20 protein-coding genes and 1 pseudogene are annotated in these 21571 nt (G+C 71.6%); 11 read left to right on the top strand and 10 right to left on the bottom strand.

Annotated features, from left to right (window positions below; genetic code table 11):
- Positions 1-100 precede the first annotated feature (100 nt).
- Complete coding sequence (locus ABZ808_RS23820; protein WP_357010406.1) at positions 101-1021, bottom strand: proline dehydrogenase family protein; 921 nt, start codon at positions 1019-1021, stop codon at positions 101-103.
- 126 nt (positions 1022-1147) lie between these two features.
- Here ABZ808_RS23820 and ABZ808_RS23815 point away from each other — a divergent pair, with 126 nt between their 5' ends.
- From ABZ808_RS23815 to ABZ808_RS23805, 3 genes are read left to right on the top strand one after another with little or no spacing between them, the layout of a single operon-like run.
- Positions 1148-1456: a hypothetical protein gene (locus ABZ808_RS23815; protein ID WP_357010403.1), complete on the top strand. Its 309-nt coding sequence runs from the start codon at positions 1148-1150 to the stop codon at positions 1454-1456.
- 1 nt (position 1457) lies between these two features.
- A complete protein-coding gene (locus tag ABZ808_RS23810; RefSeq protein WP_357010400.1) occupies positions 1458-2624 on the top strand; it encodes a glutathionylspermidine synthase family protein in 1167 nt (388 codons plus the stop codon).
- Positions 2625-2643: 19 nt separating this feature from the next.
- Complete coding sequence (locus tag ABZ808_RS23805; RefSeq protein ID WP_357010397.1) at positions 2644-3231, top strand: CGNR zinc finger domain-containing protein; 588 nt, start codon at positions 2644-2646, stop codon at positions 3229-3231.
- A 55-nt stretch (positions 3232-3286) separates the two neighbouring features.
- Here the strand turns inward: ABZ808_RS23805 and ABZ808_RS23800 are convergent, their stop codons facing one another.
- Together ABZ808_RS23800 and ABZ808_RS23795 are read right to left on the bottom strand one after the other, a co-directional pair.
- Positions 3287-4093 carry a sugar phosphate isomerase/epimerase gene (locus tag ABZ808_RS23800; RefSeq protein WP_357010394.1) on the bottom strand — a complete coding sequence of 269 codons (807 nt, stop codon included), beginning with the start codon at positions 4091-4093 and terminating at the stop codon, positions 3287-3289.
- A 76-nt stretch (positions 4094-4169) separates the two neighbouring features.
- Entirely contained in the window at positions 4170-5114 is a 945-nt protein-coding gene (locus tag ABZ808_RS23795; protein WP_357010391.1) for a Ppx/GppA phosphatase family protein, read from the bottom strand.
- Positions 5115-5194: 80 nt separating this feature from the next.
- Here ABZ808_RS23795 and ABZ808_RS23790 point away from each other — a divergent pair, with 80 nt between their 5' ends.
- On the top strand, positions 5195-5995 hold the full coding sequence (locus tag ABZ808_RS23790) for a hypothetical protein (RefSeq protein ID WP_357010722.1): 801 nt from the start codon (positions 5195-5197) through the stop codon (positions 5993-5995).
- Between the two features lie 156 nt (positions 5996-6151).
- Here ABZ808_RS23790 and ABZ808_RS23785 read toward each other — a convergent pair whose 3' ends face one another.
- The gene (locus tag ABZ808_RS23785; protein ID WP_357010388.1) at positions 6152-6835 is read right to left on the bottom strand and encodes a response regulator transcription factor; all 684 of its coding nucleotides are present in this window, start codon (positions 6833-6835) and stop codon (positions 6152-6154) included.
- 23 nt (positions 6836-6858) lie between these two features.
- Positions 6859-8142: an ATP-binding protein gene (locus tag ABZ808_RS23780; RefSeq protein WP_357010385.1), complete on the bottom strand. Its 1284-nt coding sequence runs from the start codon at positions 8140-8142 to the stop codon at positions 6859-6861.
- 218 nt (positions 8143-8360) lie between these two features.
- Between ABZ808_RS23780 and phoU the strand changes: the two genes are divergently transcribed.
- Positions 8361-9011 (top strand): phosphate signaling complex protein PhoU, encoded by a 651-nt coding sequence (gene phoU, locus ABZ808_RS23775; protein ID WP_357010382.1) that lies wholly within the window; start codon positions 8361-8363, stop codon positions 9009-9011.
- A 64-nt stretch (positions 9012-9075) separates the two neighbouring features.
- Here the strand turns inward: phoU and ABZ808_RS23770 are convergent, their stop codons facing one another.
- Positions 9076-9843, bottom strand: coding sequence for a phosphoglyceromutase (locus ABZ808_RS23770; RefSeq protein ID WP_357010379.1), 768 nt, complete (start codon positions 9841-9843; stop codon positions 9076-9078).
- Between the two features lie 153 nt (positions 9844-9996).
- Here ABZ808_RS23770 and ABZ808_RS23765 point away from each other — a divergent pair, with 153 nt between their 5' ends.
- Both ABZ808_RS23765 and ABZ808_RS23760 read left to right on the top strand, forming a co-directional pair.
- Positions 9997-11280, top strand: coding sequence for an MFS transporter (locus ABZ808_RS23765; protein WP_357010376.1), 1284 nt, complete (start codon positions 9997-9999; stop codon positions 11278-11280).
- 115 nt (positions 11281-11395) lie between these two features.
- Positions 11396-12676, top strand: a pseudogene (locus ABZ808_RS23760) (MFS transporter).
- Positions 12677-13054: 378 nt separating this feature from the next.
- Here the strand turns inward: ABZ808_RS23760 and ABZ808_RS23755 are convergent.
- From ABZ808_RS23755 to mshA, 3 genes are all read right to left on the bottom strand, one after another.
- Positions 13055-14026: a hypothetical protein gene (locus ABZ808_RS23755; RefSeq protein WP_357010374.1), complete on the bottom strand. Its 972-nt coding sequence runs from the start codon at positions 14024-14026 to the stop codon at positions 13055-13057.
- Positions 14027-14286: 260 nt separating this feature from the next.
- On the bottom strand, positions 14287-14802 hold the full coding sequence (locus ABZ808_RS23750) for a YbjN domain-containing protein (RefSeq protein WP_357010371.1): 516 nt from the start codon (positions 14800-14802) through the stop codon (positions 14287-14289).
- Positions 14803-14859: 57 nt separating this feature from the next.
- Positions 14860-16224, bottom strand: coding sequence for a D-inositol-3-phosphate glycosyltransferase (gene mshA, locus ABZ808_RS23745; protein ID WP_357010369.1), 1365 nt, complete (start codon positions 16222-16224; stop codon positions 14860-14862).
- Between the two features lie 217 nt (positions 16225-16441).
- Here mshA and ABZ808_RS23740 point away from each other — a divergent pair, with 217 nt between their 5' ends.
- Positions 16442-17209: an SDR family oxidoreductase gene (locus tag ABZ808_RS23740; protein WP_357010366.1), complete on the top strand. Its 768-nt coding sequence runs from the start codon at positions 16442-16444 to the stop codon at positions 17207-17209.
- A gap of 33 nt (positions 17210-17242) precedes the next feature.
- Positions 17243-18034: a class I SAM-dependent methyltransferase gene (locus ABZ808_RS23735; RefSeq protein WP_357010363.1), complete on the top strand. Its 792-nt coding sequence runs from the start codon at positions 17243-17245 to the stop codon at positions 18032-18034.
- Positions 18035-18095: 61 nt separating this feature from the next.
- On the opposite strand, the gene ABZ808_RS23730 is transcribed toward ABZ808_RS23735, so the two are convergent.
- Entirely contained in the window at positions 18096-19178 is a 1083-nt protein-coding gene (locus ABZ808_RS23730; RefSeq protein ID WP_357010360.1) for a UDP-N-acetylmuramate dehydrogenase, read from the bottom strand.
- A 69-nt stretch (positions 19179-19247) separates the two neighbouring features.
- On the opposite strand from ABZ808_RS23730, the gene ABZ808_RS23725 reads away from it, so the two are divergent.
- Positions 19248-20012 carry a maleylpyruvate isomerase family mycothiol-dependent enzyme gene (locus tag ABZ808_RS23725; RefSeq protein WP_357010358.1) on the top strand — a complete coding sequence of 255 codons (765 nt, stop codon included), beginning with the start codon at positions 19248-19250 and terminating at the stop codon, positions 20010-20012.
- 194 nt (positions 20013-20206) lie between these two features.
- Complete coding sequence (locus ABZ808_RS23720; RefSeq protein ID WP_357010355.1) at positions 20207-21514, top strand: extracellular solute-binding protein; 1308 nt, start codon at positions 20207-20209, stop codon at positions 21512-21514.
- Positions 21515-21571 lie beyond the last annotated feature (57 nt).

Raw genomic sequence — 21571 nt, 5'->3', positions numbered from 1 at the left:
CGATCGAACGAACCGCCACCAACCCCGACCCAACCCGTGGACCCCCCACCCCGCCTAGTCGCGCCGAACCCGGCTAGTCGTCACAGCCGTGGAGGGGGGGTTACTTCTTGGAGATCAGGGCACGGCCGAAGAAGACCAGGTTGGTCGGGCGCTCGGCGAGCCGGCGCATCAGGTAGCCGTACCACTGGTCGCCGTACGGGACGTACGTGCGCACGGTGTAGCCCTCGCCGGCCAACCGGGCCTGCTCCTCCGGGCGGATGCCGAAGAGCATCTGGAACTCGAAGCGCCCCGCCCCCCGGTCGAACCAGCGGGCCCGGTCCTCGCCGATCGCGATCATCCGGGGGTCGTGGGTGGCAAGCATCGGGTAGCCGTCGCCGGACATCAGGATGTTCATGCAGCGGACGTAGGACTTGTCCACCTCGCGAGCCGACTGGTACGCCACCGACTCCGGCTCCTTGTACGCGCCCTTGCACAGCCGCACCCGCGACCCCGCCGAGGACAGCTCCCGGCAGTCCGACTCGGTGCGACGCAGGTACGCCTGGAGGACCGCGCCGGTCGACGGGAAGTCCTTGCGCAGCTTGGCCAGCACCTCCAACGTCGAGTCGGTGGTGGTGTGGTCCTCCATGTCCAGGGTGACAGTGGTGCCCGCCGCGTCGGCCGCCGCGCAGATCGCCCGCGCGTTGTCGTACGCCAACTGCTCGTCGAACATCTGACCGAGGGCGGAGAGCTTCACGCTCACCTCGGCGGCCGGGGTGAGCCCCGCGCTGGCGAGCATCTTCAGCAGCTTGAGGTATTCGTCCCGGGTGGCGATGGCCTGCTCGGGGGTGACGGTGTCCTCGCCGAGGTGGTCGAGGGTGACAGCCAGGCCGTCGTCGATGAGCCCGCGGGTCGCGCGCAACGCATCGTCGGTGGCGGCGCCGGCGACGAACCGGCGAACGACATCCCGGGTGTACGGGGCGGTCGCGACGAGCCGCTCGACCTGGGATGACCGGGAGGCGGCGAGGATGACGGAACGGAGCATGAGCCGAGCGTATCGCCCCTGCCAGCACCCTCGCCGGGGGGCGGCCGAGGCCGCCGTTTCCCAGGTTGGGAGGGCCGTCGCGCGGCCGATCCGACAGCCGGGTGCTCAATCCGACGCCGGGGCGGGGTGACGCTGCTGGCGTCGATCGGCTACAACGATGCCGTGGACCAACGCCCCCGCCGCCGACTCCGGTCGGCCTCCGTGCAGCTTGGCGCCCTCACGGCCCTGGCGCTCGCCCTCTCCGGCTGCAACATGACCTCGGACGACGACGATGACGATGACTGCGCCCTCGGCCCGGTCGGCGGGGGCGGCACGGTCGCGCTGGCGATGCGCGTCCCCGACTCGGCCGCAGGTCGCACCGGCCCGGAGCCGACCACGACGGCCGTGCCCGAGCGCGGCGGCTTCGGCACCCACCTCGCCGCCTGCGGGGGTTGACGTGCGGCGCGTGTCCGTCACGCCACGGCCCGACTGGGACGCCACCATCCGGGCGCAAGGGCTGGTCTACGTCGACACCGAACTGCCCGACGGCGGGATCATGTCGTACTGGGACGAGACCGCCGCGTACGCCTTCGACCTCGACGAGGTGCTGCGCCTGGAGGAGGCCACCGAGGAACTGCACCGGATGTCGGTGGCCGCCGCCGAGCACGTGGTGGCGCAGCGCCGGTACGCCGAGTTCGGCATCCCGCAGTGGGCGGCCGAGGCGGTGGCCCGGTCCCTGCGCGAGGCGCCACCCACCCTCTACGGCCGTTTCGACCTGGCGTACGACGGCACCTGGCCCCCGAAGATGTTGGAGTACAACGCCGACACCCCCACCGCGCTGGTCGAGGCGAGCATCATCCAGTGGTTCTGGCTGGAGCAGACCCGCCCGGAGCTTGACCAGTGGAACAGCCTGCACGAGCGGCTGGTCGGCGCCTGGGCGAAGATCGGGGCCGGGCTGCACGAGCCCCGGGTCCACGTGCTCTGGTCGAACGAGGAGGAGTCCGGCGAGGACCACATGACCGCCGGTTACCTCGCCGAGACCGCCCGGCAGGCCGGCCTGAGCGTCGAGTTGCAGCCGATCCAGGAGATCGGCTGGGACGGCCGGCGCTTCGTCGACGCCGCGGACCGCCCGGTGACCACCTGCTTCAAGCTCTACCCGTGGGAGTGGATGCTGGCCGAGCCGTACGGGCCGCTGGCCCTTGCCCCGGGCACCCCGACCACCTGGATCGAGCCGGCCTGGAAGCTGCTGCTGTCCAACAAGGCGCTGCTCGCGGTCCTCTGGGAGCTGTACCCGGGTCACGACTACCTGCTCCCGGCGTACCTCGACTCGCCGCGCGGCATGACGGAGTACGTGGCGAAACCGCTGCTCGGCCGCGAGGGCGGATCGGTACGCATCGTGACGGCCGAAGAGGAGATCACCAACCCGGGGATCTACGGCGACGAGGGCTGGTGCTACCAGGAGTTCCGCGCGTTGCCGCAGTTCGCCGGTAATCGGATGGTGCTGGGCAGCTGGATCGTCGACGGCGAGTCGGCCGGTGTCGGGGTGCGGGAAAGCGCCAGCCTGATCACCGACGGTTACGCGCGGTTCCTGCCCCACTACATCGACGCGCCGCGCACCGCGTGAGTCGTCTACCGTTGGGGGCGTGAACTTCGACGCGTACGCCCGGACCGGCGTTGACCTGGTCAACGCCCGCCTGGACGACCTCGACGACCTGCGGGCCCTCTTCACCGACGACCATTCCTGGATGAGCGACGAGGTCGTGGAACGGGATGTGGCGATCTTCCGGCGGGCGCAGAAGCGGCTCCGGGACGTCTTCGAGTACGGCACCTCGGGGCGCGACGCCCAGGCGGTGACCGAACTGAACGCGCTGCTGGAGGCGTTCCCCGTCCAGCCGCGCATCTCCGGGCACGACTCCAGCGACTGGCACATGCACGTGACCAGCCGGGGCGCGTCGGTCAGCGCCGAATACCTGGCCGGCGCGGTCTGGGGGCTGTCGGTGTGGCTCTGCGAGTACGGCAGCGCCCGGTTCGGCGTCTGCGCCGACGAGCGGTGCGGCAACGTCTATCTGGACACGTCGTCCAACTGCTGCCGGCGGTTCTGCTCCGAGCGCTGCGCCACCCGCTCGCACGTGGCGGCGCACCGGGCTCGGAAGCGGGCCGCGATCGGCGAGCAGGTGACGGTCGCCCCGCAGCCGACGGCCGGCGCCGACTCGCTCACCCCGATCAGCTAGCCGCCGGCTGCCCGCCCCGGCCTACGCCGGGTCGGTGCGCCGACCGCGCGGACGCTCAGACGTCGACCGGGGACGGCGTGCTCAGGTGCTGGCGGGCGAACTCCAGCGCGGCGCGCAGATCCGCCTCGCGCACCGCGCGGCTCTTCGCGCCCCGCGTCGCCACCTCCACCGCCACCGAGCCGGTGAAGCCCCGCCCGGCCAGGGACGAGAGCAGCTCACCGCAGGGCTGGGTGCCACGCCCGGGCACCAGGTGCTCGTCGCGGCCCTCGCCGGTGCCGTCCCCGAGGTGCACGTGGACCAGACCGTCACCCATCCGGTCGGCCATCTCCAGCGGGTCGCTGTGCGAGGCCGCGCAGTGCGACAGATCCAGGGTGTACGACGCGTAGCCGGCGTCGGTGGGATCCCAGCCCGGCACGTACGGGACGAACTGACGACCCGCCATCCGTACCGGGTACATGTTCTCCACCGCGAGGTGCAGCCCGGTGAACTGGTCCGCGACCGTGGCGAGCCCGTCGACGAACCCGCGTGCGTAGTCGCGCTGCCAGGTGAACGGCGGGTGCACCACGACGGTCGGCGCCTCCAACGTCTCGGCCAGCTCGGCGGCCTTACGCAGTCGCTCCCACGGGTCCGGGCTCCACACCCGCTGGGTGACCAGCAGGCAGGGCGCGTGCACCGACAGCACCGGCACGCCGTAGTGCTCGGAGAGGCCGCGCAGCGCACCCGCGTCCTGGCTCACCACGTCGGTCCAGACCATCACCTCGACGCCGTCGTAGCCGAGCTGCGCGGCCAGTTGGAACGCCGCTGCGGTCGGCTCGGGAAAGACCGACGAGCTGGACAGGAGCACGGGAACGCGGGAAGTCACATCAGCCAGGGTAGCCCGGCTGTCACGGGACCATCAGGACGAGCATCGACAAAACGCCCGTAAGCAGACGCTGCCCTCACATCGGTGCGAGTTGATCGAGCCGGCGGAGGATGACGCCCTCGCGCAGGGCCCACGGGCAGATGTCCAGCGAGTCCAGGTCCAGCTTGCGCATCACCGCCTCGGCGACCACCGCGCCGGCCAACAACTGATGGGCCCGACCCGCGCTGACCCCCTCCAGCTCCATCAACTGGGCCGGCGGGATGTGCCGGATGAAGCCGATGACCTGCCGCAGCCCGGCGCGGGTCAGGCTGCGCCGCGCCCAGAGCCCGGCCCCCGACGGCGCCGCCCCGGCCAGTCGGGCCAGGGTGCGGAACGTCTTCGAGGTGGCCGCCGTCCGCTCCCAGCCCACCTGGGTCATCTGGTCGACCACCTTGTCCAGCCGGCCGTCCACGTACTCCCGCAGCTTGTCGACGGCCTCGGTGGTCGGCGGCGCCGCGCTGCCCGGGTCGACCCGGAGCCGCTCCCGGGTCAACCGGCCGGCCCCGAGCGGCAACGAGATCGCGACGTCCGGGTCCTCGTCGATCCCGGCGGCGATCTCCAGGGAGCCGCCGCCGATGTCGAGCACCAGCAGACGCCCGGCCGACCAGCCGAACCAACGCCGCACCGCCAGGAAGGTCATCCGCGCCTCGTCCGCGCCGGAGAGCACCTCCAGGCGTACGCCGGCCTCGTCGCGGACCCGGGCCAGGACGTCGGCGGCGTTGGTGGCGTCGCGGACCGCGGAGGTGGCGAACGCGATCAGGTCGTCGGCCTCCAGACCGGTGGCCGCAGCCCTGGCCATGCCGACCGCCTTGACCAGGCCGTCCGCACCCGCCTCGGTCAGCGCGCCGTCCGGGCCGATCTGCTCGGCGAGGCGGAGCACCACCTTCTCGGAGTGCGCCGGCCAGGGGTGCGCGCCGTGGTGCGCGTCGACCACCAGCAGGTGCACGGTGTTGGATCCGACGTCGAGGACACCCAGTCGCATGGTGAAGACACTAGGTGCAACATGTTTGCGCGGCTCGCCGGCCCATCAGGGACACCGGGCGTACGCTGGGCCGGGTGACGATGGAGCTCCGCGTGCTGGTGGACGATCCGGGCGACCCGCGCAGCCGCGAGGTGCCGCTGGACTTTCCCCGGGAGTGGATCGAGTTCGCCGATCCGGCCGACGACAACCACCTGATCCGGGCCGACCTGACCTGGCTGCTCTCCCGCTGGACCTGCATCTTCGGCCGGGGCTGCCACGGCATCATCGCCGGCCGGTCCGCCGACGGCTGCTGCTCGCACGGGGCGTTCTTCACCGACTCCGACGACGAGAAGCGCGTCCGCGCCGCCGTCAAGCTGCTCACCCCGTCGACCTGGCAGCATTTCCGGCGCGGGTTCAAGAACTGGACCGACGAGGACACGATCGACGGCAAGAACCCGGCGCGCCGCACCGCCACCCAGGGCGCGGACGGGCCGTGTGTCTTCCTCAACGACGCCGACTTTCCCGGCGGCGGTGGCTGCGCCCTGCACGGTCAGGCGCTGCGCGACGGGGTGCACCCGTTGGACTACAAGCCGGACGTCTGCTGGCAGTTGCCGATCCGGCGTGACCAGGACTGGGTCAAGCGGCCGGACAACTCGAAGGTGCTGGTCTCCACGCTCTCCGAGTTCGACCGGCGGGGCTGGGGTGCCGGCGGGCACGACCTGGACTGGTGGTGCACCTCCTCGACGGACGCGCACGTGGGCGCCGAGCCGATGTACCTGTCGTACGGGCCCGAGTTGACCGCGCTGATCGGTGCGGCGGCGTACGAGCGGCTGGCCGAGCTGTGCGCGGCCCGGGTGAAGCAGGGCATGATCGCCCCGCACCCCGCCGACGAACCCAGCTGAGGGCCGCCCGCGCGCGGCTGGAGGTAGGGGTCGTGAGCCTTTGGAGCTGAATCGCTGACGACATCAACGGATGATTCATCTGCGACATCAGCTCCAAAGACATCCCGCAAGCGCACGCCCCGCCGGTCGCACACGAACGGACGAGACCCCTGCGGATCACGGCTCGAACTTGTAGCCCAGCCCTCGGACGGTGACGATGAAGCGCGGCGCGGACGGCTCCGGCTCGATCTTGGAGCGCAGCCGCTTGACGTGCACGTCCAGCGTCTTGGTGTCACCGACGTAGTCGGCACCCCAGACCCGGTCGATGAGCTGGCCCCGGGTCAGCACCCGACCCGCGTTGCGCAGCAGCAGCTCCAGCAGCTCGAACTCCTTCAGCGGCAGCTGCACCGTCCCGCCCTCGACGGTGACCACGTGCCGCTCGATGTCCATCCGCACCGGGCCGGCGGCCAGCGTCGGGGTGCCGGAGTCGGCCACCTCCGGGCTCTGCCGTCGCAGCACCGCGCGGATCCGGGCGACCAGCTCCCGGGGCGAGTACGGCTTGGTGACGTAGTCGTCGGCACCGATCTCCAGGCCGACCACCTTGTCGATCTCGCTGTCCCTCGCGGTGACCATGATGATCGGCACGGCCGAACGCTGCCGGAGCTGCCGGCAGACCTCGGTCCCGGACATCTCGGGCAACATCAGGTCGAGCAGCACGATGTCGGCGCCGGTCCGGTCGAACTCGGTGAGGGCGTCGGTGCCGGTCGCGGCGACCGAAACCTCGAAGCCCTCCTTGCGGAGCATGTACGACAGGGCGTCGGAGAACGACTCCTCGTCCTCGACCACCAGAACGCGGCTCAACGGGGGGTTTCCTTTCATTGCTGTCAGACCTGCCGTAGCTCGGCCGGACCGGCCTCGATCCCAGCCGGCGGCAGTGTCGCCAGCAGGTCGTCCGGTGGACTTGCGGGCAGCCAGAGGGTGAACGTCGATCCACCCCCAAGAGTGCTCGACACCTCCACCCGACCGCCATGGTTGCTCGCGATGTGTTTCACGATGGCCAGGCCGAGCCCGGTGCCGCCGGTGGCACGCGAGCGGGCCTGGTCGGCCCGGTAGAACCGCTCGAACACCCGGCCCACGTCCGTCGGGGCGATACCGATGCCCTGGTCGGCGACCGCGATCTCGACGTGCTCGTCGCCACTGCGGAGGGTGACACGCACCGTGGTGCCCTCTTCCGAGTAGTTGATGGCGTTGTCCACCAGGTTCGCCACGGCCGTGGCGAGTTGGCTGTCGCTGCCGTAGGCGGTGAGCCCGCGCTCGCCGTCCACCGTCACCTCGACGTTCCGGGCGGCTGCCGTGGTGCGGGTCCGGTCGACCACCTCGGCGATCACCCAGTCGAGCGCGACGGGCTCCGGAGGCGGCTGCGGCTCGGCGCCCTGGAGCCGGGTCAGCTCCAGCAATTCCTGCACCAGTCGGCCCAGCCGGGTCGACTCGTGCTGGATCCGTTCGGCGAACCGGCGGGCGGCGACCAGGTCCTCGGAGAGGTCGGGCGCCGCGGCGCCGGCCGGCTCGGTGGCGTCCAGCAGCGCCTCGGCGAGCAGTTGGAGCGCCCCGATGGGGGTCTTCAACTCGTGGCTCACGTTTGCCACGAAGTCACGGCGTACCCGGGTCAGCCGGTGTGACTCGGTCACGTCGACAGCTTCCACCGCGATGAAGCCGTTGCCGATGCCCATGGCCCGCAGGTGCACGCCGAGCGGGTTCTCCCCCGCGCTGTCGCGGCCCCGGGGCAGGTCCAGCTCGATCTCGCGCCGCACGCCCGTGCGCCGCACCTGGCCGGCGAGGGTACGGATCAGCGGGTGAGCGGCGATCGAACCGGGGGCGCCGCCGGCACGCAGCAGACCCATCGCACGGGCCGCCGGGTTGATCAGCACGGGCACGTCGTTGTCGTCCAGGACCACGACACCGGCGCGGAGCGAATCGATCGTCCGTCGACCGAGCCCGGCCTGCTGCTCGTCGGTTATCGCGGGCCTCCCCCTGCTCCAGCGGGAGCTCACGCTCCCCGTCGACGTGGACCGGGCGTCACGCGCCGGCCGGATCCGGGGCAGCAGGAGGCCGGCGACCAGTCCGGCCACCAACACCACCGCCACCACGACCGCCACTGCCCACTCCACCCGGCGATCGTAGGGTCATTGTTAACCTGGCTACCACACATAACGGGACGAACCACCCTCACTTCCGAAACTGTTCACCCGCACGTCTGGCGTCGTTCATCGTGGTTCATCCGGGATCCGCCCACGCCCCCTACCGTTGGCGTCGCACCTGCTCAGCCCTCCCTGCTCAGCCCCCTGCGCCGGCACCCGTCGGCGGCGACCGACCACAGGACGTGATGATGCGCGACGAGTTCCGGGCCGACCTCCAGATCGTCAGCCAACTGCTGGTGGACATGGCGGAGGGCGTCCGCGCCGCCATGCGCCAGGCCACCCGGGCCCTGCTCACCGCCGACCGGCAGGCCGCCGAGACGGTCATCGAGCGGGACGCCGAGATCGACGACCTCTACCGGCACGTCGAGGAGCGGGTGTGTGACCTGCTCGCCCGGCAGGCACCGGTCGCCTCCGACCTGCGTGCCATGATCACCGCACTGCACGTGGCGGCCGACCTGGAGCGGATGGGCGACCTCGCCGAGCACGTGGCGAAGACCGCGCTGCGCCGGCACCCCTCCCCCGCCGTCCCGGCCGAGCTGCGGACGGTCTTCACCGAGATGTCCGAGATCGCCGACCGGATGGCCGTGAAGATCGGTTCGGTGCTGGCGAAGCCCGACGCCGACCTCGCCAGCGAACTGGACCACGACGACGACGCCATGGACGAGCTGCACAAGAACCTGTTCGCGGTGCTGCTCGGCGACGACTGGCCGTACGGGGTGGAGACCGCGATCGACGCCACCCTGCTGGGCCGCTACTACGAGCGCTTCGCCGACCACGCGGTCAACGCCGGCGAGCACGTGATCTACCTGATCACCGGCCAGAGCACCACCACCAGCTGATCCGCGTGCGAAAGGGCCCCCGGTCGACGCGTCACGCGATGACCGGGGGCCCTTTGCCGACGTGTCAGCGGCCCTGGTTGGCGACCGCCGCGGCGGCTTCCTTCGCTGCTGTGGGGTCGAGGTAGGTGCCGCCCAGGCTGAGCGGACGCAACTGCGGGTCGAGGTCGTAACGCAGCGGGATGCCGGTCGGGATGTTCAGCTTGGCGATCGCCTCGTCGGAGATCTGGTCGAGGTGCTTGACCAGGGCGCGCAGCGAGTTGCCGTGCGCGGCCACCAGCACCGTCCGGCCGGCCAGGATGTCCGGCACGATCGAGTCGTACCAGTAGGGCAGCATCCGGTGGACGACGTCCTTGAGGCACTCGGTGCGCGGCATCAGCTCGGTCGGCAGCAGCGCGTAGCGCGGGTCGCCCACCTGCGACCACTCGTCGCCGTCGGCGATCGGCGGCGGCGGGGTGTCGTACGACCGGCGCCAGAGCATGAACTGCTCCTCGCCGTACTCCTCCAGGGTCTGCTTCTTGTCCTTGCCCTGCAGTGCGCCGTAGTGCCGCTCGTTGAGCCGCCACGACCGGCGCACGGCGATCCAGTGCCGGTCGGCGGCGTTCAGCGCCAGCTCGGCGGTGCGGATCGCCCGGCGCATCACGCTGGTGTGCACGACGTCCGGCAGCAGGCTGTGCTCGCGCAGCAGCTCGCCGCCGCGCCGCGCCTCGCCCTCGCCCTTCTCGGTCAGGTCGACGTCGACCCAGCCGGTGAAGAGGTTCTTGGCGTTCCAGTCACTTTCGCCGTGCCGCAGCAGGACCAGCGTCCCGATGGTGGGCCCCTCGCTCGCAGTCATGCGGATCATCCTGCCTCAACCCGGCACCGGACACGCGGGCACCCGTCGTGACGACCGCCACGTGAAAAAGAAGGTGACCCGCCGATCGGGCCACCACTAGGGTCGTAAGGCGCAACAGTCACTTCGGTCATTACTTGCAAGCGGGGGCACGACGTGCGGACGATGCGGAACTGGTTCCGGGACACCACCGGCGGACTCCCCACCACCTTCTGGTACCTGTGGGCCGGCACCCTGATCAACCGGCTCGGCTCGTTCGTCCTCGTCTTCCTCGCCATCTACCTGACCCAGGAGCGCGGCTTCTCCGCCTCCCAGGCTGGCCTGGTGCTCGGGTTGTGGGGCGTCGGCGGCGCGGTCGGCACCACCGCCGGTGGCACCCTGGCCGACCGGTGGGGTCGCCGGCCGACGCTGCTCACCGCACATGTCGGCGCGGCCGTCATGATGGTCGCCCTCGGGTTGGCCCGGGACCTCTGGGCGGTGGCGCTGGGCGCGCTGCTGCTCGGCATGTTCGCCGAGGCGGCCCGGCCCGCGTTCGGGGCCATGATGATCGACGTGGTGCCGGCGAAGGACCGGCTGCGCGCGTTCTCGCTCAACTACTGGGCGATCAACCTGGGCTTCGCCTGCGCCGCCATCCTGGCCGGTCTCGCCGCGCAGGCCAACTACCTGCTGCTGTTCGTGGTCGACGCGGGGACCATGCTGGTCACCGCGCTGATCATCTTCGTCCGGGTGCCGGAGACCCGCCACGGCGGAGCGACAGTCGCGGCGGTCACGGCACCGCGCGGCGCCCTGCGCACGATCCTCAGCGACCGGGTCTTCCTCGGCTTCGTGGCCCTGAACCTGTTCGCCGCGCTGGTCTTCCTCCAGCACATTTCGATGCTGCCGATCGCCATGGGTGAGTCCGGCCTGAGCCCGGCCACCTACGGCTCGGTGATCGCGCTCAACGGCGTCCTGATCGTCGTCGGCCAACTCTTCGTGCCCCGGCTGATCCGGGGCCGGAGCCGCTCGCACGTGCTCGCGCTGGCCGCCGTGGTGATGGGGGTCGGGTTCGGGCTGACCGCATTCGCCGGCACCGCCTGGTTCTACGGGCTGACCGTGCTGATCTGGACGGTCGGCGAGATGCTGAACTCGCCGTCCAACTCCACCCTGATCGCCGAGTTGTCCCCGGCCGAGCTACGCGGCCGATACCAGGGCGTGTTCTCCCTGTCCTGGCAGATCGCCGGGGCCGGCGCGCCGATCCTCGGTGGCCTGGTCCGTGAGCACGCCGGCAACGCCGCCCTCTGGTTCGGCTGTGCCGCGCTCGGCGTGCTGACCGCGGTGGCCCACCTGGTGTCCGGCCCCGCCCGGGAGCGTCGGGCCGCCGAGCTACGCCACTCCGGGGCGACGCTGGCACCGGTCGGCGCCCGGCCACCAGCACCACAGCCCGCCGAGTCGGCAGCCTGATCCTGTGCGGCGCTGTGACGAACGGCCCATGATCAGGAAACCGACTGGCGCGACCGGGCCTGACTTCCTACCGTCCAGGGGAAACGGTTAGGAAACTGAACTGTCGGGAGGTCAGGTGCGAGCCCTGCGGCACTTGTGGCACGACACCGCAGGCGGGCTCCCCGCCACCTTCTGGTACCTCTGGGCCGGCCTGCTCATCAACCGGGCCGGCGCGTTCGCGATGCTCTTCCTGCCGCTCTATCTCACCGACGCGCGGGGAGCCAGCGAGTCGCTGGCCGGCACGGTGGTCGGGGCGTACGGAGCGGGCGGCGCGGCCGGGGTGCTGCTCGGCGGGGTGCTGGCCGACCGCTAGGGCCGACGCGCCACCCTGCTCGCCGCCCACCTGGCCACCGCCGCCCTGATGGTGGCGCTCGCGTTCAGCCGCCCCCTGCTGCTGATCGCGGTGCTCTCCGCGCTGGTCGGCGTGGTGCACTCGATGCCCAGCCCGGCCTTTGTCGCGGCGATCGTCGACGTGGTGCCCGCAGAGCGTCGCTCGCGGGCGTTCAACCTCCAGTTCTGGGCGTTCAACCTGGGCATGGCGGTCGCCGCCCTGCTCGCCGGGGTCCTGGCCCAGGCGAGCTTCACCGCGCTGTTCCTCGTCGACGCGGGCGCCACACTGACCGCCGCCGCCGTCATCGGCTGGAAGGTTCCGGAGACGCTTCGCCGCACCGCTGACCTGCGCCCGCCCACCCCGTCGAGGGCGATCCGGCCCCGCCGGCCAGGCCTGCACACCGCGCTCACCGACCGGACCTTCCTGGTCTTCGTCGGGCTCACCTTCGTGCTGGCCGTCCTCACCATGCAGACGTCGACGATCATGCCGCTGGCCATGCGGGCGGACGGTCTGGGTCCCTCGGCGTACGGGGTGGTCGTGGCGCTCGGAGGCGCGATGATCGTGCTGGGGCAACTGTTCGTGCCCCGGCTGATCGACCGGCACCGCAAGCACGTCGTACTGGCGGTCTCCACGGCTCTGCTCGCGATCGGCTTCGGTGTGCTGGCCGTGGCCGACGGGCTGGGCGTCTATCTGGGCGCGGCAGTGGTCTGGACGGTCGGTTCGATGCTCGCCGCCCCACCCAACGCGCAGATCAACGCGGATCTGGCACCGCCGCAGCTACGCGCCCGGTACCAGTCGGTCTTCTACCTGACGTTCCCGGCGGCGGCGTTCGTCGCACCCACGCTGGGCGGAGTGAGCCTGCAACACCTCGGCCACCGGCACTGGCTGATCGTGGGCGGCCTGGGCCTGCTCGCCGCGCTCGGGCACCTGCTGGCCGGGCCGCCCCGGGAGCGGCACGTCGCCGCGCTGCGCCGGATCGCCGACCGGGAGCCGGCACCAGCCCTGGACCGGGTGCCGACCGCGTAACCAAGGCGGTACGACACGCGCAAAGCGCCCACCATGTCCCTAAGGTCATGGTGGGCGCCCGCCGGTGGGGCCGGCGGCGGCGGGCAACACTCACCCCCGTAAGCATCGCCCGCTCACGCCGCCGGTCCAAACAGGTGGGCACCGTCCCCCAACGGTTGATCCACCCGTTCCCTCGCGCCTCGCCTGGTGCGCGGATCTGATCGATCCGCCGCTCCCCCGAACGTTTCCAAGCGTGGCGCGGTGCAATAAAGTTAGTTCGCCCGGATTCTGGGATCAACCCAAATGGGTTGTCTTGCCGATCACAACTGGCGAGTATCCCCAGTCAGGGCCTCGGTCGTTGGCAACAAGCGCGTACCCCTCCGGCATTCCCGTAAACACCTAGCCGTCCTCCCGATCGGGTGACTCGGTCCGGAAGAAGTTGCTCTGCCGGCCGTCGCGCATCTGCTCCTGATAGATCAGGTTCAGCCGCCGCAGATCGAACGTGTGGAACCACTGATCCCAGGTGATCTCACGAATCCGGCTGCTTTCGCGATATCCGGGGATGTTGAAGGTCAAAACACCCGCCCGACCGTCCCGCTCGGTGCCGGCGATGGTGGCCGGCTTCGCGCCACGCTCCCGAGCCCAGCGCTGGATCACCTCGTGGTTCGCGGTGATCAGACTCCGCCCCGGTCGCTCCGGCCGGTCCGCGATCGACGCAATCACCTGCGAACCGCTGACCGATCGCCCGGTGCCCCGTCCGGTCCGGATCCCACCGGCCGCCGTGCCACCGCTGGCCGGACGGCTCGCGGCAGCGCGCTTCGCGGGCGCCGCCCGCTTGGCCGCCGGCCGCGCCGGGGCCTTCTTCGCGGGTGCCTTCTTCGCCGGTGCCTTGCGCGCGGACGCGGTACGGGCCGTCGCCGTCGTACGCGCGGTGGCCGTCTTCTTCGCGGCGGTGGTCTTGCGCGCGGCGGTCGCCTTCGCCCCGGTCGTCGTCTTCCGGGCAGGAGCCGTCTTGCGCGCCGCCGTCGTCGTCTTCCTGGCAGCGACCGTCTTGCGCGCCGCCGTCGACTTACGCGCGGCGGTCGTCTTCTTCGCGGCGGCCCGCTTCGCGGGAGCGCTCTTGTTGGCCGGCGCGGCCTTCGCGCGGCTCGGCGCGGCCCTCGACGCCGACTTCTTCGTCGCGGCGGCACGACCGGCCGACGCCCTGCTGCCGGTGGCCCGACCGGCCGGGCCCGTGCTGCGCCGGCCCGCGCCACCGCCCTCGGACCGCAGCGAGCGCACCAACTGTTTCACCAGGTCGGGCTTGCGCAGTGCGGAGATCCCGGAGACCCCGCGTTTGCGCAACTGACCGCGGATGTCGTCCACCCGCATCCGGGAGATCTCCGACTCGGAGACCCCGGGAGTACCCGGCGTCTGATTGCCGGCCTGCCGCTTGGTTGTGGTCGCAGTCCCGCCGCGACCTGAGCTGTTCCGCTGAGCCATGGGACGCTCCGCTCCTCGACACTCCGTCCTCGGCGCGCGGGGGTCCCTGTGCCGCACCGCGCGGTGCGGCATACCCGTCAGGAGCAGTCCGAACCACCGGCAACCGACCAGCTGGAATTTGAGCGGTCAGGCAGGGTCGGAGGCAGGCTTCAGGCCGGATCGGGACCGGTGCCGGACGGTTCGAAGAGGTGGGCGAAGGCGGCCAGGTTGGCGGTCGACTCGCCGCGCTTGACCCGCCACTCGTACTCCCGACGGATCGAGCTGCCGAAGCCGATCTCCAGCATCGTGTCGAAGGACTCGTCGGCGTACGTGAGAACGGCACCGAACAACCGGTCCAGCTCGTCGGCGTCCACACCAGCCGGGTTGACCCGCCCGGTCAGGTACACGTCGCCCACCGCGTCGGTGGAGAACGAGACGCCGTACATCCGGGCGTTGCGCTGCAACAGCCAGGCCCACAGTTCCTCGCGCCGCTCGTCGGGCTGGCGCATCACGAACGCCTCGATCCGCAGCGCGTGCTCCCCGACGATCAGATTGCAGATCGTCTTGAGCTTGTGAGTGCCCGGAAGGGTCACCGCGTACGAGCCGGGGCCGGTCGATTCCCAGGCCAGGTCACGCTCGGCACACACCGACTCGATCAGGGACGCGAGATCACTCTTCGGGCTCACCGGCCCCACTCTACGACCGGTCCGGTCGGCGCACCGGATGAGAAACCGGTGCCGTCGTCACCAGGAGCAGGACAGCGCGGGGTCGCCCGCCAGGTCGGCGGCGAGCCGTGCTCGGCGCGTGGCGATCGCCTCGCCGTAGACGTCGAGCAGGCCGGAGACGGTGCGGTCCCAGGAGAAGTGCCGGGCGTGCTGTTCGGCGCCCCGGGCCAGCACGGCCCTGCGGGCTCGGTCGGGAAGCAGGCGACCCAGAGCCCGGGCCCAGTCAACCGGGTCGTGCCCGTCGATGAGCACCCCGCTCACCTGGTCCCGCACGGCCGTGACCAGCCCGCCGACGGCGGCGGCCAGCACCGGCGTACCGCAGGCCTGTGCCTCCAGCGCGACCAGCCCGAAGGATTCGTTGTGCGACGGCACCGCGACCAGGTCGGCGGCCCGGTACAGGGCCGGCAGGTCGTCGCCGGTGCGCGGCGGCAGGAAGCGGACCCGGTCGGAGACCCCCAGCGTGCCGGCCAGCTCGATCAGTGCGGTCGGCCGGTCCAGGCCGCTGCCGCTCGGCCCACCACAGATCGCCACGGTCACCCGGTCGGCGAGGGCAGGGTCACGCTCGCGCAGCGCGGCGACCGCGCGGATCAGCACGTCGGGCGCCTTCAGCGGCTGGATCCGGCCGACGAAGGCCACCACGTACCCGTCGACCGGCAGCCCCAGCCGGCGACGGGCGGACCGGGCGGCCACGTACCTGTCACCCGGCGCGGGCCGGAACCGGGCCAGGTCGACGCCCGGCTGCACGACGGTGACCTGGGCGGGGTCGGCGTCGTACCGCTCGACCAGGTCGCGGGCCTCCACCCGGGTGTTGGCGACCAGCCGGTCCGCCTCCGCGACCACCTGCTCCTCGCCGATCACCCGGGCCTTGGGCTCCGGTCGGTCGTCGGCCGCGAGTTGGGCGTTCTTGACCTTCGCCAGGGTGTGCGCGGTGTGCACCAGCGGCACTCCCCAGCGCTCCTTGGCCAGCCAGCCGACCTGGCCGGAGAGCCAGTAGTGGGAGTGGATCAGGTCGTAGTGACCGGGCGGGCGGGAGGCCTCGGCGCGCAGCACCCCGGCGGTGAAGGCGCAGAGCTGGCCGGGCAACTCCTCCTTGGTCAGCCCTTCCAGGGGGCCGGAGGTGATGTGCCGAACCTGCACACCGGGAGCCATCTCGACCACCGGGGGGAGGTCACCGGAGGTGGCCCGGGTGAAGATCTCCACCTCGACGTTGGCCTCGGCGAGCCGCCGGGCGACTTCCAGGATGTAGACGTTCATCCCGCCGGCGTCGCCCGTGCCGGGCTGGTGCAGCGGGGACGTGTGCACCGACAGGGTGGCGATGCGGCGGGGCCGGGGCCACGGTTGGATACCTCGCTGACGACCGACACCGGTGTGCATTTCCGCCACGTCCGCTCCCTCTGCCACGGTTAATGCCGTCCCGCACGACCGGCGCTTCTCGGTCAACCGGTACGCCGGGTGTCATCTTCCCCACCGGACCACGGAAATTCGTCGGCGCGGGCCGCCGGGGTGACGGACCTCATCACGTCCGCCCCCGTCCTGCCCGTTCACGCTCACATCCACGCCCGCCCGGAACGAGTCGGACGGCCGAGGCGACAATGATCCGATGACCTCTGTCGCCATCGTCACCGGAGCGTCCAGCGGGATCGGGGCGGCCACCGCTCGCCGGCTCGCCGCGGACGGTTTCCACGTACTCGCCGCCGCCCGCCGTACCGACCGGCTCGCCGATCTGGTCTCCGAGATCACCTCCGCCGGAGGTCAGGCCACCGCGGTGACCTGCGACGTCACCTCGGACGAGTCGGTGGCCGGGCTCGCCGAGGCGGCGGCGCGGGCACCCGGGCCGGTCACCCTGCTGGTCAACAACGCTGGCGGCGCTCGCGGCCTGGACCCGGTGGAGTCCGGTTCGATCGACGACTGGCAGTGGATGTACGACGTCAACGTGCTCGGCACGCTGCGGGTGACCCAGGCGCTGCTGCCCGCGCTGGAGGCGTCCGGCTCGGGGACCATCGTGGTGGTCTCCTCCACGGCCGGGCTGACCGTGTACGAGGGCGGCGGCGGTTACACCGCGGCGAAGCACGCGCAGACCGCCATCGCGGGAACGCTCCGGCTGGAGCTGTGCGGCCGGCCACTGCGGGTGATCGAGATCGACCCGGGCATGGTGAAGACCGACGAGTTCGGGCTGGTCCGGTTCGAGGGCGACGCGGACCGGGCCGCCGCCGTCTACGCCGGGGTGCCCGATCCGCTGGTCGCCGAGGACGTGGCGGACTGCATCGCCTGGTGCGCCACCCGGCCCGAGCATGTCAACGTGGACCGGCTGGTGGTCCGCCCCCGGGCGCAGGCCGCGCAGCACAAGGTGCACCGCGTCAACCCGTGAGGCGTGGGCTGTGAGCCGGGACGGGAGGCCACGATGAGCGGGGCGGCGCGGCGTCGGCCACTCGGCGTGGTCACCCGGGGCACGACCAACCCGAACCGGCTCCGCCGGGTGGACAACTGGATCGTCGCCACATGCGCCGACCGGCTGCGGGCCGCGGCGGACCCGCTGGTGGTCGATCTCGGCTTCGGTGCCACCCCGGTGACCGCCGTGGAGCTGCGGGCACGGTTGGCCGCCGGGGTCCGTCCGGACGTACGCCTGGTCGGGCTGGAGATCGACCCGGCCCGGGTGGCCGCCGCGACACCGGCCGCCGACCCGCCGGGCCTGACCTTCGCCCGGGGTGGATTCGAGCTGGCCGGGCTCCGGCCGGTGCTGGTCCGCGCGTTCAACGTCCTGCGACAGTACGACGAGCGCGAGGTGCCCGACGCGTGGCGGACGATGACCGCCGCGCTCGCCCCGGGCGGTGCGCTCGTCGAGGGCACCTGTGACGAGCTGGGCCGGCTCGCGTGCTGGCTGCTGATCGACGCCAACGGTCCTCGGACGCTGACCCTGGCCGCGAAGCTCCCCACCCTGGGCAGCCCCGCCGAGCTGGCCGAACGGCTGCCGAAGGCGCTGATCCACCGCAACGTTCCCGGTGAGCCGGTGTACGACCTGATCGGGGCGCTGGACGACGCCTGGCGGGCCGCCGCCCCCTACGCCCCCTTCGGCCCGCGCCAACGCTGGCTGAGATCGGTGACCCACCTGCGCGAGACGGGCTGGCCCATCCTCCACGGCCCGCGCCGCTGGCGTCACGGCGAGCTGACCCTCCCCTGGCCACCGTCCGGCTGACCGGACGGTCCCGCTGGCAAAGGCCGGCTGGTACGGCCCCGCTGGCACAGGTCGGCGGTGGTCAGAGGGCGCAGTTGATGAGGACCGGCTCGGGGTGCAGGGTCACGCCGAAGCGGGCGTGCACCGTGTCGCGGATGGTGTTGGCCAGGGTGAGTAGGTCGCTGGTGCTGGCCGTGCCGCTGCGGTTGGTGAGGGCGAGGGTGTGCTTGCCGGAGATGGCCGCGCCGCCTGGGCCGGGGTGCCCCTTCGTGAAGCCGGCCTTGTCGATCAGCCAGGCCGCGCTCACCTTGACCGTGTCGTCGCGCCCGGGCCAGGCGGGTGGCTCGCCCAGGTCGGTCGCGCGCTCCCGGAGCAGCTCGTACGTCGCCCGGTCGAGCACCGGGTTGGTGAAGAACGAGCCGACCGAGCGGGCGTCCGGATCGGTCGCGTCGAGCACCATGCCCTTGCCGGCGCGCAGTCGCAGCACCGCCGCCCGAGCGTCGGCCAGCGGCACCTGGTCGCCCACCTCGACACCGAGCGCCCGAGCCAGCTCGGCGTAGCGCACCGGCCCGGAGAGCGGTGACCTGGCCAGCCGGAAGTCGACCGACAGCACGACCCAGCGGGTCTGGTACTTGAAGATGCTGCCCCGGTAGGCGAACCCGCAGTCGACGGCCGGGATTGCCTGACGGGTGCCGGCGACCCGGTCGTACACCTCGACCCCGGTGATCGTCTCGGCGACCTCCTGGCCGTACGCGCCGACGTTCTGGATCGGGGTGGCGCCGGTCGAGCCGGGGATGCCGGAGAGGCATTCCAGACCGGCCCAGCCGTTGGCCACGGTCGCGGCGACCAGGTCGTCCCACGGCTCACCGGCTTCGACGCGTACCGTGACCGACCCGGCGTCCTCGGCGACGACCCGCAGGCCCCGGGAGCGCACCAGCACGACGGTGCCGGGAAAGCCGGCGTCACCGATCACCACGTTGCTGCCGCCTGCCAGGATCAGGACCGGCTCGCCCGCGAGCTGGACCGCCCGCACCAGCTCGTCGGCGTCGCTCGCTGCCACGATCCGCCGGGCCGGGCCGCCCATCCGCAGCGTGGTGTGGTTGGCCAGTGGACCAGGGATGGCACGATCGGCTTCGGTTGTCTGCTGGGCATGGGCGTCTGACACGTATCTCACCTTAGGCTGATGTGCAGCCGCAGCACCCACTGGTCGCTCGGCACCCCCGGGAGGATGGCGATGAGCAGACTGCAGGGCAGCAAGGATTTCTGGATCGGGGCGCTCCGGACCGAGGGTCCGGCCTTCGCCGCGGCGGTCGCCGAGGCACCGCCGGAGACACCCGTGCTGTCCTGTCCCGGCTGGACGGTCAATGATCTCACTCTGCACCTGGCCGGCATCTACCACTGGGTGTGTTCGTTTGCCGGGTCCGGCGAGACGAGCGCGCCGCCGGCCCGCCCGCAGCCGCCGGAGGTGGCGCCGGGGCTGAGCCCTCTCCAGTTCTGGCAGCAGGGGTACGACAAGCTGCTGACGCTCTTCGACGGGCTCGACCCGGAGGCGCCGGCGTGGAACTGGGCACCGCAGCCGAAGAGGGCGGGCTTCTGGCCGCGCCGGATGGCGCACGAGACGGCGGTGCACCGCTGGGACGCCCAGCTCGCCATCGGCGCTGGCGACCCGATCGAGGCCAAGCTGGCGGCCGACGGGGTGAGTGAGGTGCTGGACACCTGGCTGCCGTCGGGCCGGGGTCGGGTGCCGGGCGGCCAGTGGCACGGGGTGGTGCAGCTCGCGTCGACCGACGCGGACCAGCAGTGGTTCCTGCGGCTGCGCGGCGAGGGGGTGGCGCTGCTCGACACGGCGACCATCTTCGACCACGACGACCACCACGCCCGAGCGCAGGCCAGCGGCACCGCGAGCGACCTGCTGCTGGCGCTCTGGGGCCGGGTCAGCTTCGAGACGCTCGACGTGACCGGCGATCGCGCTCTGCTCGACGGCCTGCGTACCCGCTGACCTGGTAACGGGCCGATCCGGCTCGACGAGGGCGTCACCCCGACGGGGTGGCGCCCTCGTCGCGTATCCGGGGGTTGGTCAGAAGCCAAGAGAGCGCTCTCTTGACAGGGGGTCGAGGAGACACCACCCTGTCGTGAGAGCGCTCTCTTGGCTATCTGCCATCACCTGACCACCTTGAGAGAGGTCCATATCCCATGGCTGTCTTCCCACGCCGCCGCCTCGCCGCGGTGGCCGTCGCCGCCGCAACCGCCCTGCTCGTCACCGCCGGCTGCGGCGGTGGCGACGACGCCGAAGGAGACGGGCCGGTCACGCTGACCGTCGACGTCTTCGGCCAGTTCGGCTACGAAGAGCTCTACCAGGAGTACATGGCCGCGAACCCCGGCGTGAAGATCGTCGAGCGGGGCACCGGCACCAACCTCGACGAATACTCACCGAAGCTGACCCAGTGGCTCGCCGCCGGCCGGGGCGCCGGTGACGTGGTGGCCATCGAGGAGGGCCTCCTGGTCGAGTACAAGGCCAACCCCAACAACTTCGTCAACCTGCTGGACCACGGCGCCGCCGACCTCAAGGGCAACTTCCTGGAGTGGAAGTGGAACGCCGGCCTGACCGCCGACGGCAAGCAGCTCATCGGCCTCGGCACCGACGTCGGCGGCATCGCCATGTGCTACCGCAAGGACCTCTTCGAAAAGGCCGGCCTGCCCACCGCGCGGGACGAGGTCTCCAAGCTCTGGCCGACCTGGCAGGACTACATCGCCACCGGCGAACGGTTCGTCGCGGCCAAGACCGGGGCGTCCTTCCTCGACGCGGCGACCAACACGTTCAACACCATCCTGCTCCAGACCGCCGGTAACACCACCGGCTACAGCTACTACGACACCAGCGGCAACCTGGTCGTCGACAGCAACCCGGCCGTGCGGCAGGCCTGGGACACCACCATGGACATCGTCGACTCGGGCCTCTCCGGCAAGTACGGCTCCTGGTCCGAGGAGTGGGTCTCCGCCTTCAAGCAGTCGAAGTTCGCCACCATCGCCTGCCCCGCCTGGATGACCGGGGTCATCGAGAGCAACGCCGGCGCGGGCGCCCAGGGCAAGTGGGACATCGCCCAGGTGCCCGGCAACGGCGGCAACTGGGGCGGCTCGCACCTCGCCGTGCCCAAGCAGAGCAAGCACCAGGCCGAGGCGATCGAGCTGGCCAAGTTCCTGACCAGCGCCAAGGGCCAGATCGGCGCGTTCAAGGCCAAGGGTCCGCTGCCCTCCTCGCCGCAGGCGCTCGACGACCCGGCGATCTCGGGCGCGACCAACGCGTACTTCTCCGGGGCTCCGGTCGGCACGATCTTCGGCGCCGGCGCGAAGAGCCTCAAGCCGGTCTACATGGGCCCCAAGAACCAGGCCGTCCGCACCGAGGTGGAGAACGCCGTGCGGACCGTGGAGCTGGGCCAGCGCAACCCCGGGCAGGGCTGGACGGACGCGGTGACCAACGCCAAGAAGGCCGCCGCCAAGTAGCCCGAGCGTGCGGGCGGGCCCCCGGCCGCCGGAGGCCCGCCCACACGGTGAGAGGAG

This window comes from Micromonospora sp. NPDC047527 (assembly GCF_040643015.1).
GTDB lineage: Bacteria > Actinomycetota > Actinomycetes > Mycobacteriales > Micromonosporaceae > Micromonospora.
This window is presented reverse-complemented; position numbering and strand designations above follow the sequence as displayed.

Coding starts and splice junctions, on each gene's coding strand:
- ABZ808_RS23820 (WP_357010406.1), bottom strand. CDS start 1,021: ATGCTCCGTTCCGTCATCCTCGCCGCCTCCCGGTCATCCCAGGTCGAG.
- ABZ808_RS23755 (WP_357010374.1), bottom strand. CDS start 14,026: ATGCGGGTGGACGACATCCGCGGTCAGTTGCGCAAACGCGGGGTCTCC.
- ABZ808_RS23725 (WP_357010358.1), top strand. CDS start 19,248: ATGAGCAGACTGCAGGGCAGCAAGGATTTCTGGATCGGGGCGCTCCGG.
- ABZ808_RS23720 (WP_357010355.1), top strand. CDS start 20,207: ATGGCTGTCTTCCCACGCCGCCGCCTCGCCGCGGTGGCCGTCGCCGCC.
- ABZ808_RS23770 (WP_357010379.1), bottom strand. CDS start 9,843: ATGACTGCGAGCGAGGGGCCCACCATCGGGACGCTGGTCCTGCTGCGG.
- ABZ808_RS23790 (WP_357010722.1), top strand. CDS start 5,195: ATGGAGCTCCGCGTGCTGGTGGACGATCCGGGCGACCCGCGCAGCCGC.
- ABZ808_RS23735 (WP_357010363.1), top strand. CDS start 17,243: ATGAGCGGGGCGGCGCGGCGTCGGCCACTCGGCGTGGTCACCCGGGGC.
- ABZ808_RS23795 (WP_357010391.1), bottom strand. CDS start 5,114: ATGCGACTGGGTGTCCTCGACGTCGGATCCAACACCGTGCACCTGCTG.
- ABZ808_RS23740 (WP_357010366.1), top strand. CDS start 16,442: ATGACCTCTGTCGCCATCGTCACCGGAGCGTCCAGCGGGATCGGGGCG.
- phoU (WP_357010382.1), top strand. CDS start 8,361: ATGCGCGACGAGTTCCGGGCCGACCTCCAGATCGTCAGCCAACTGCTG.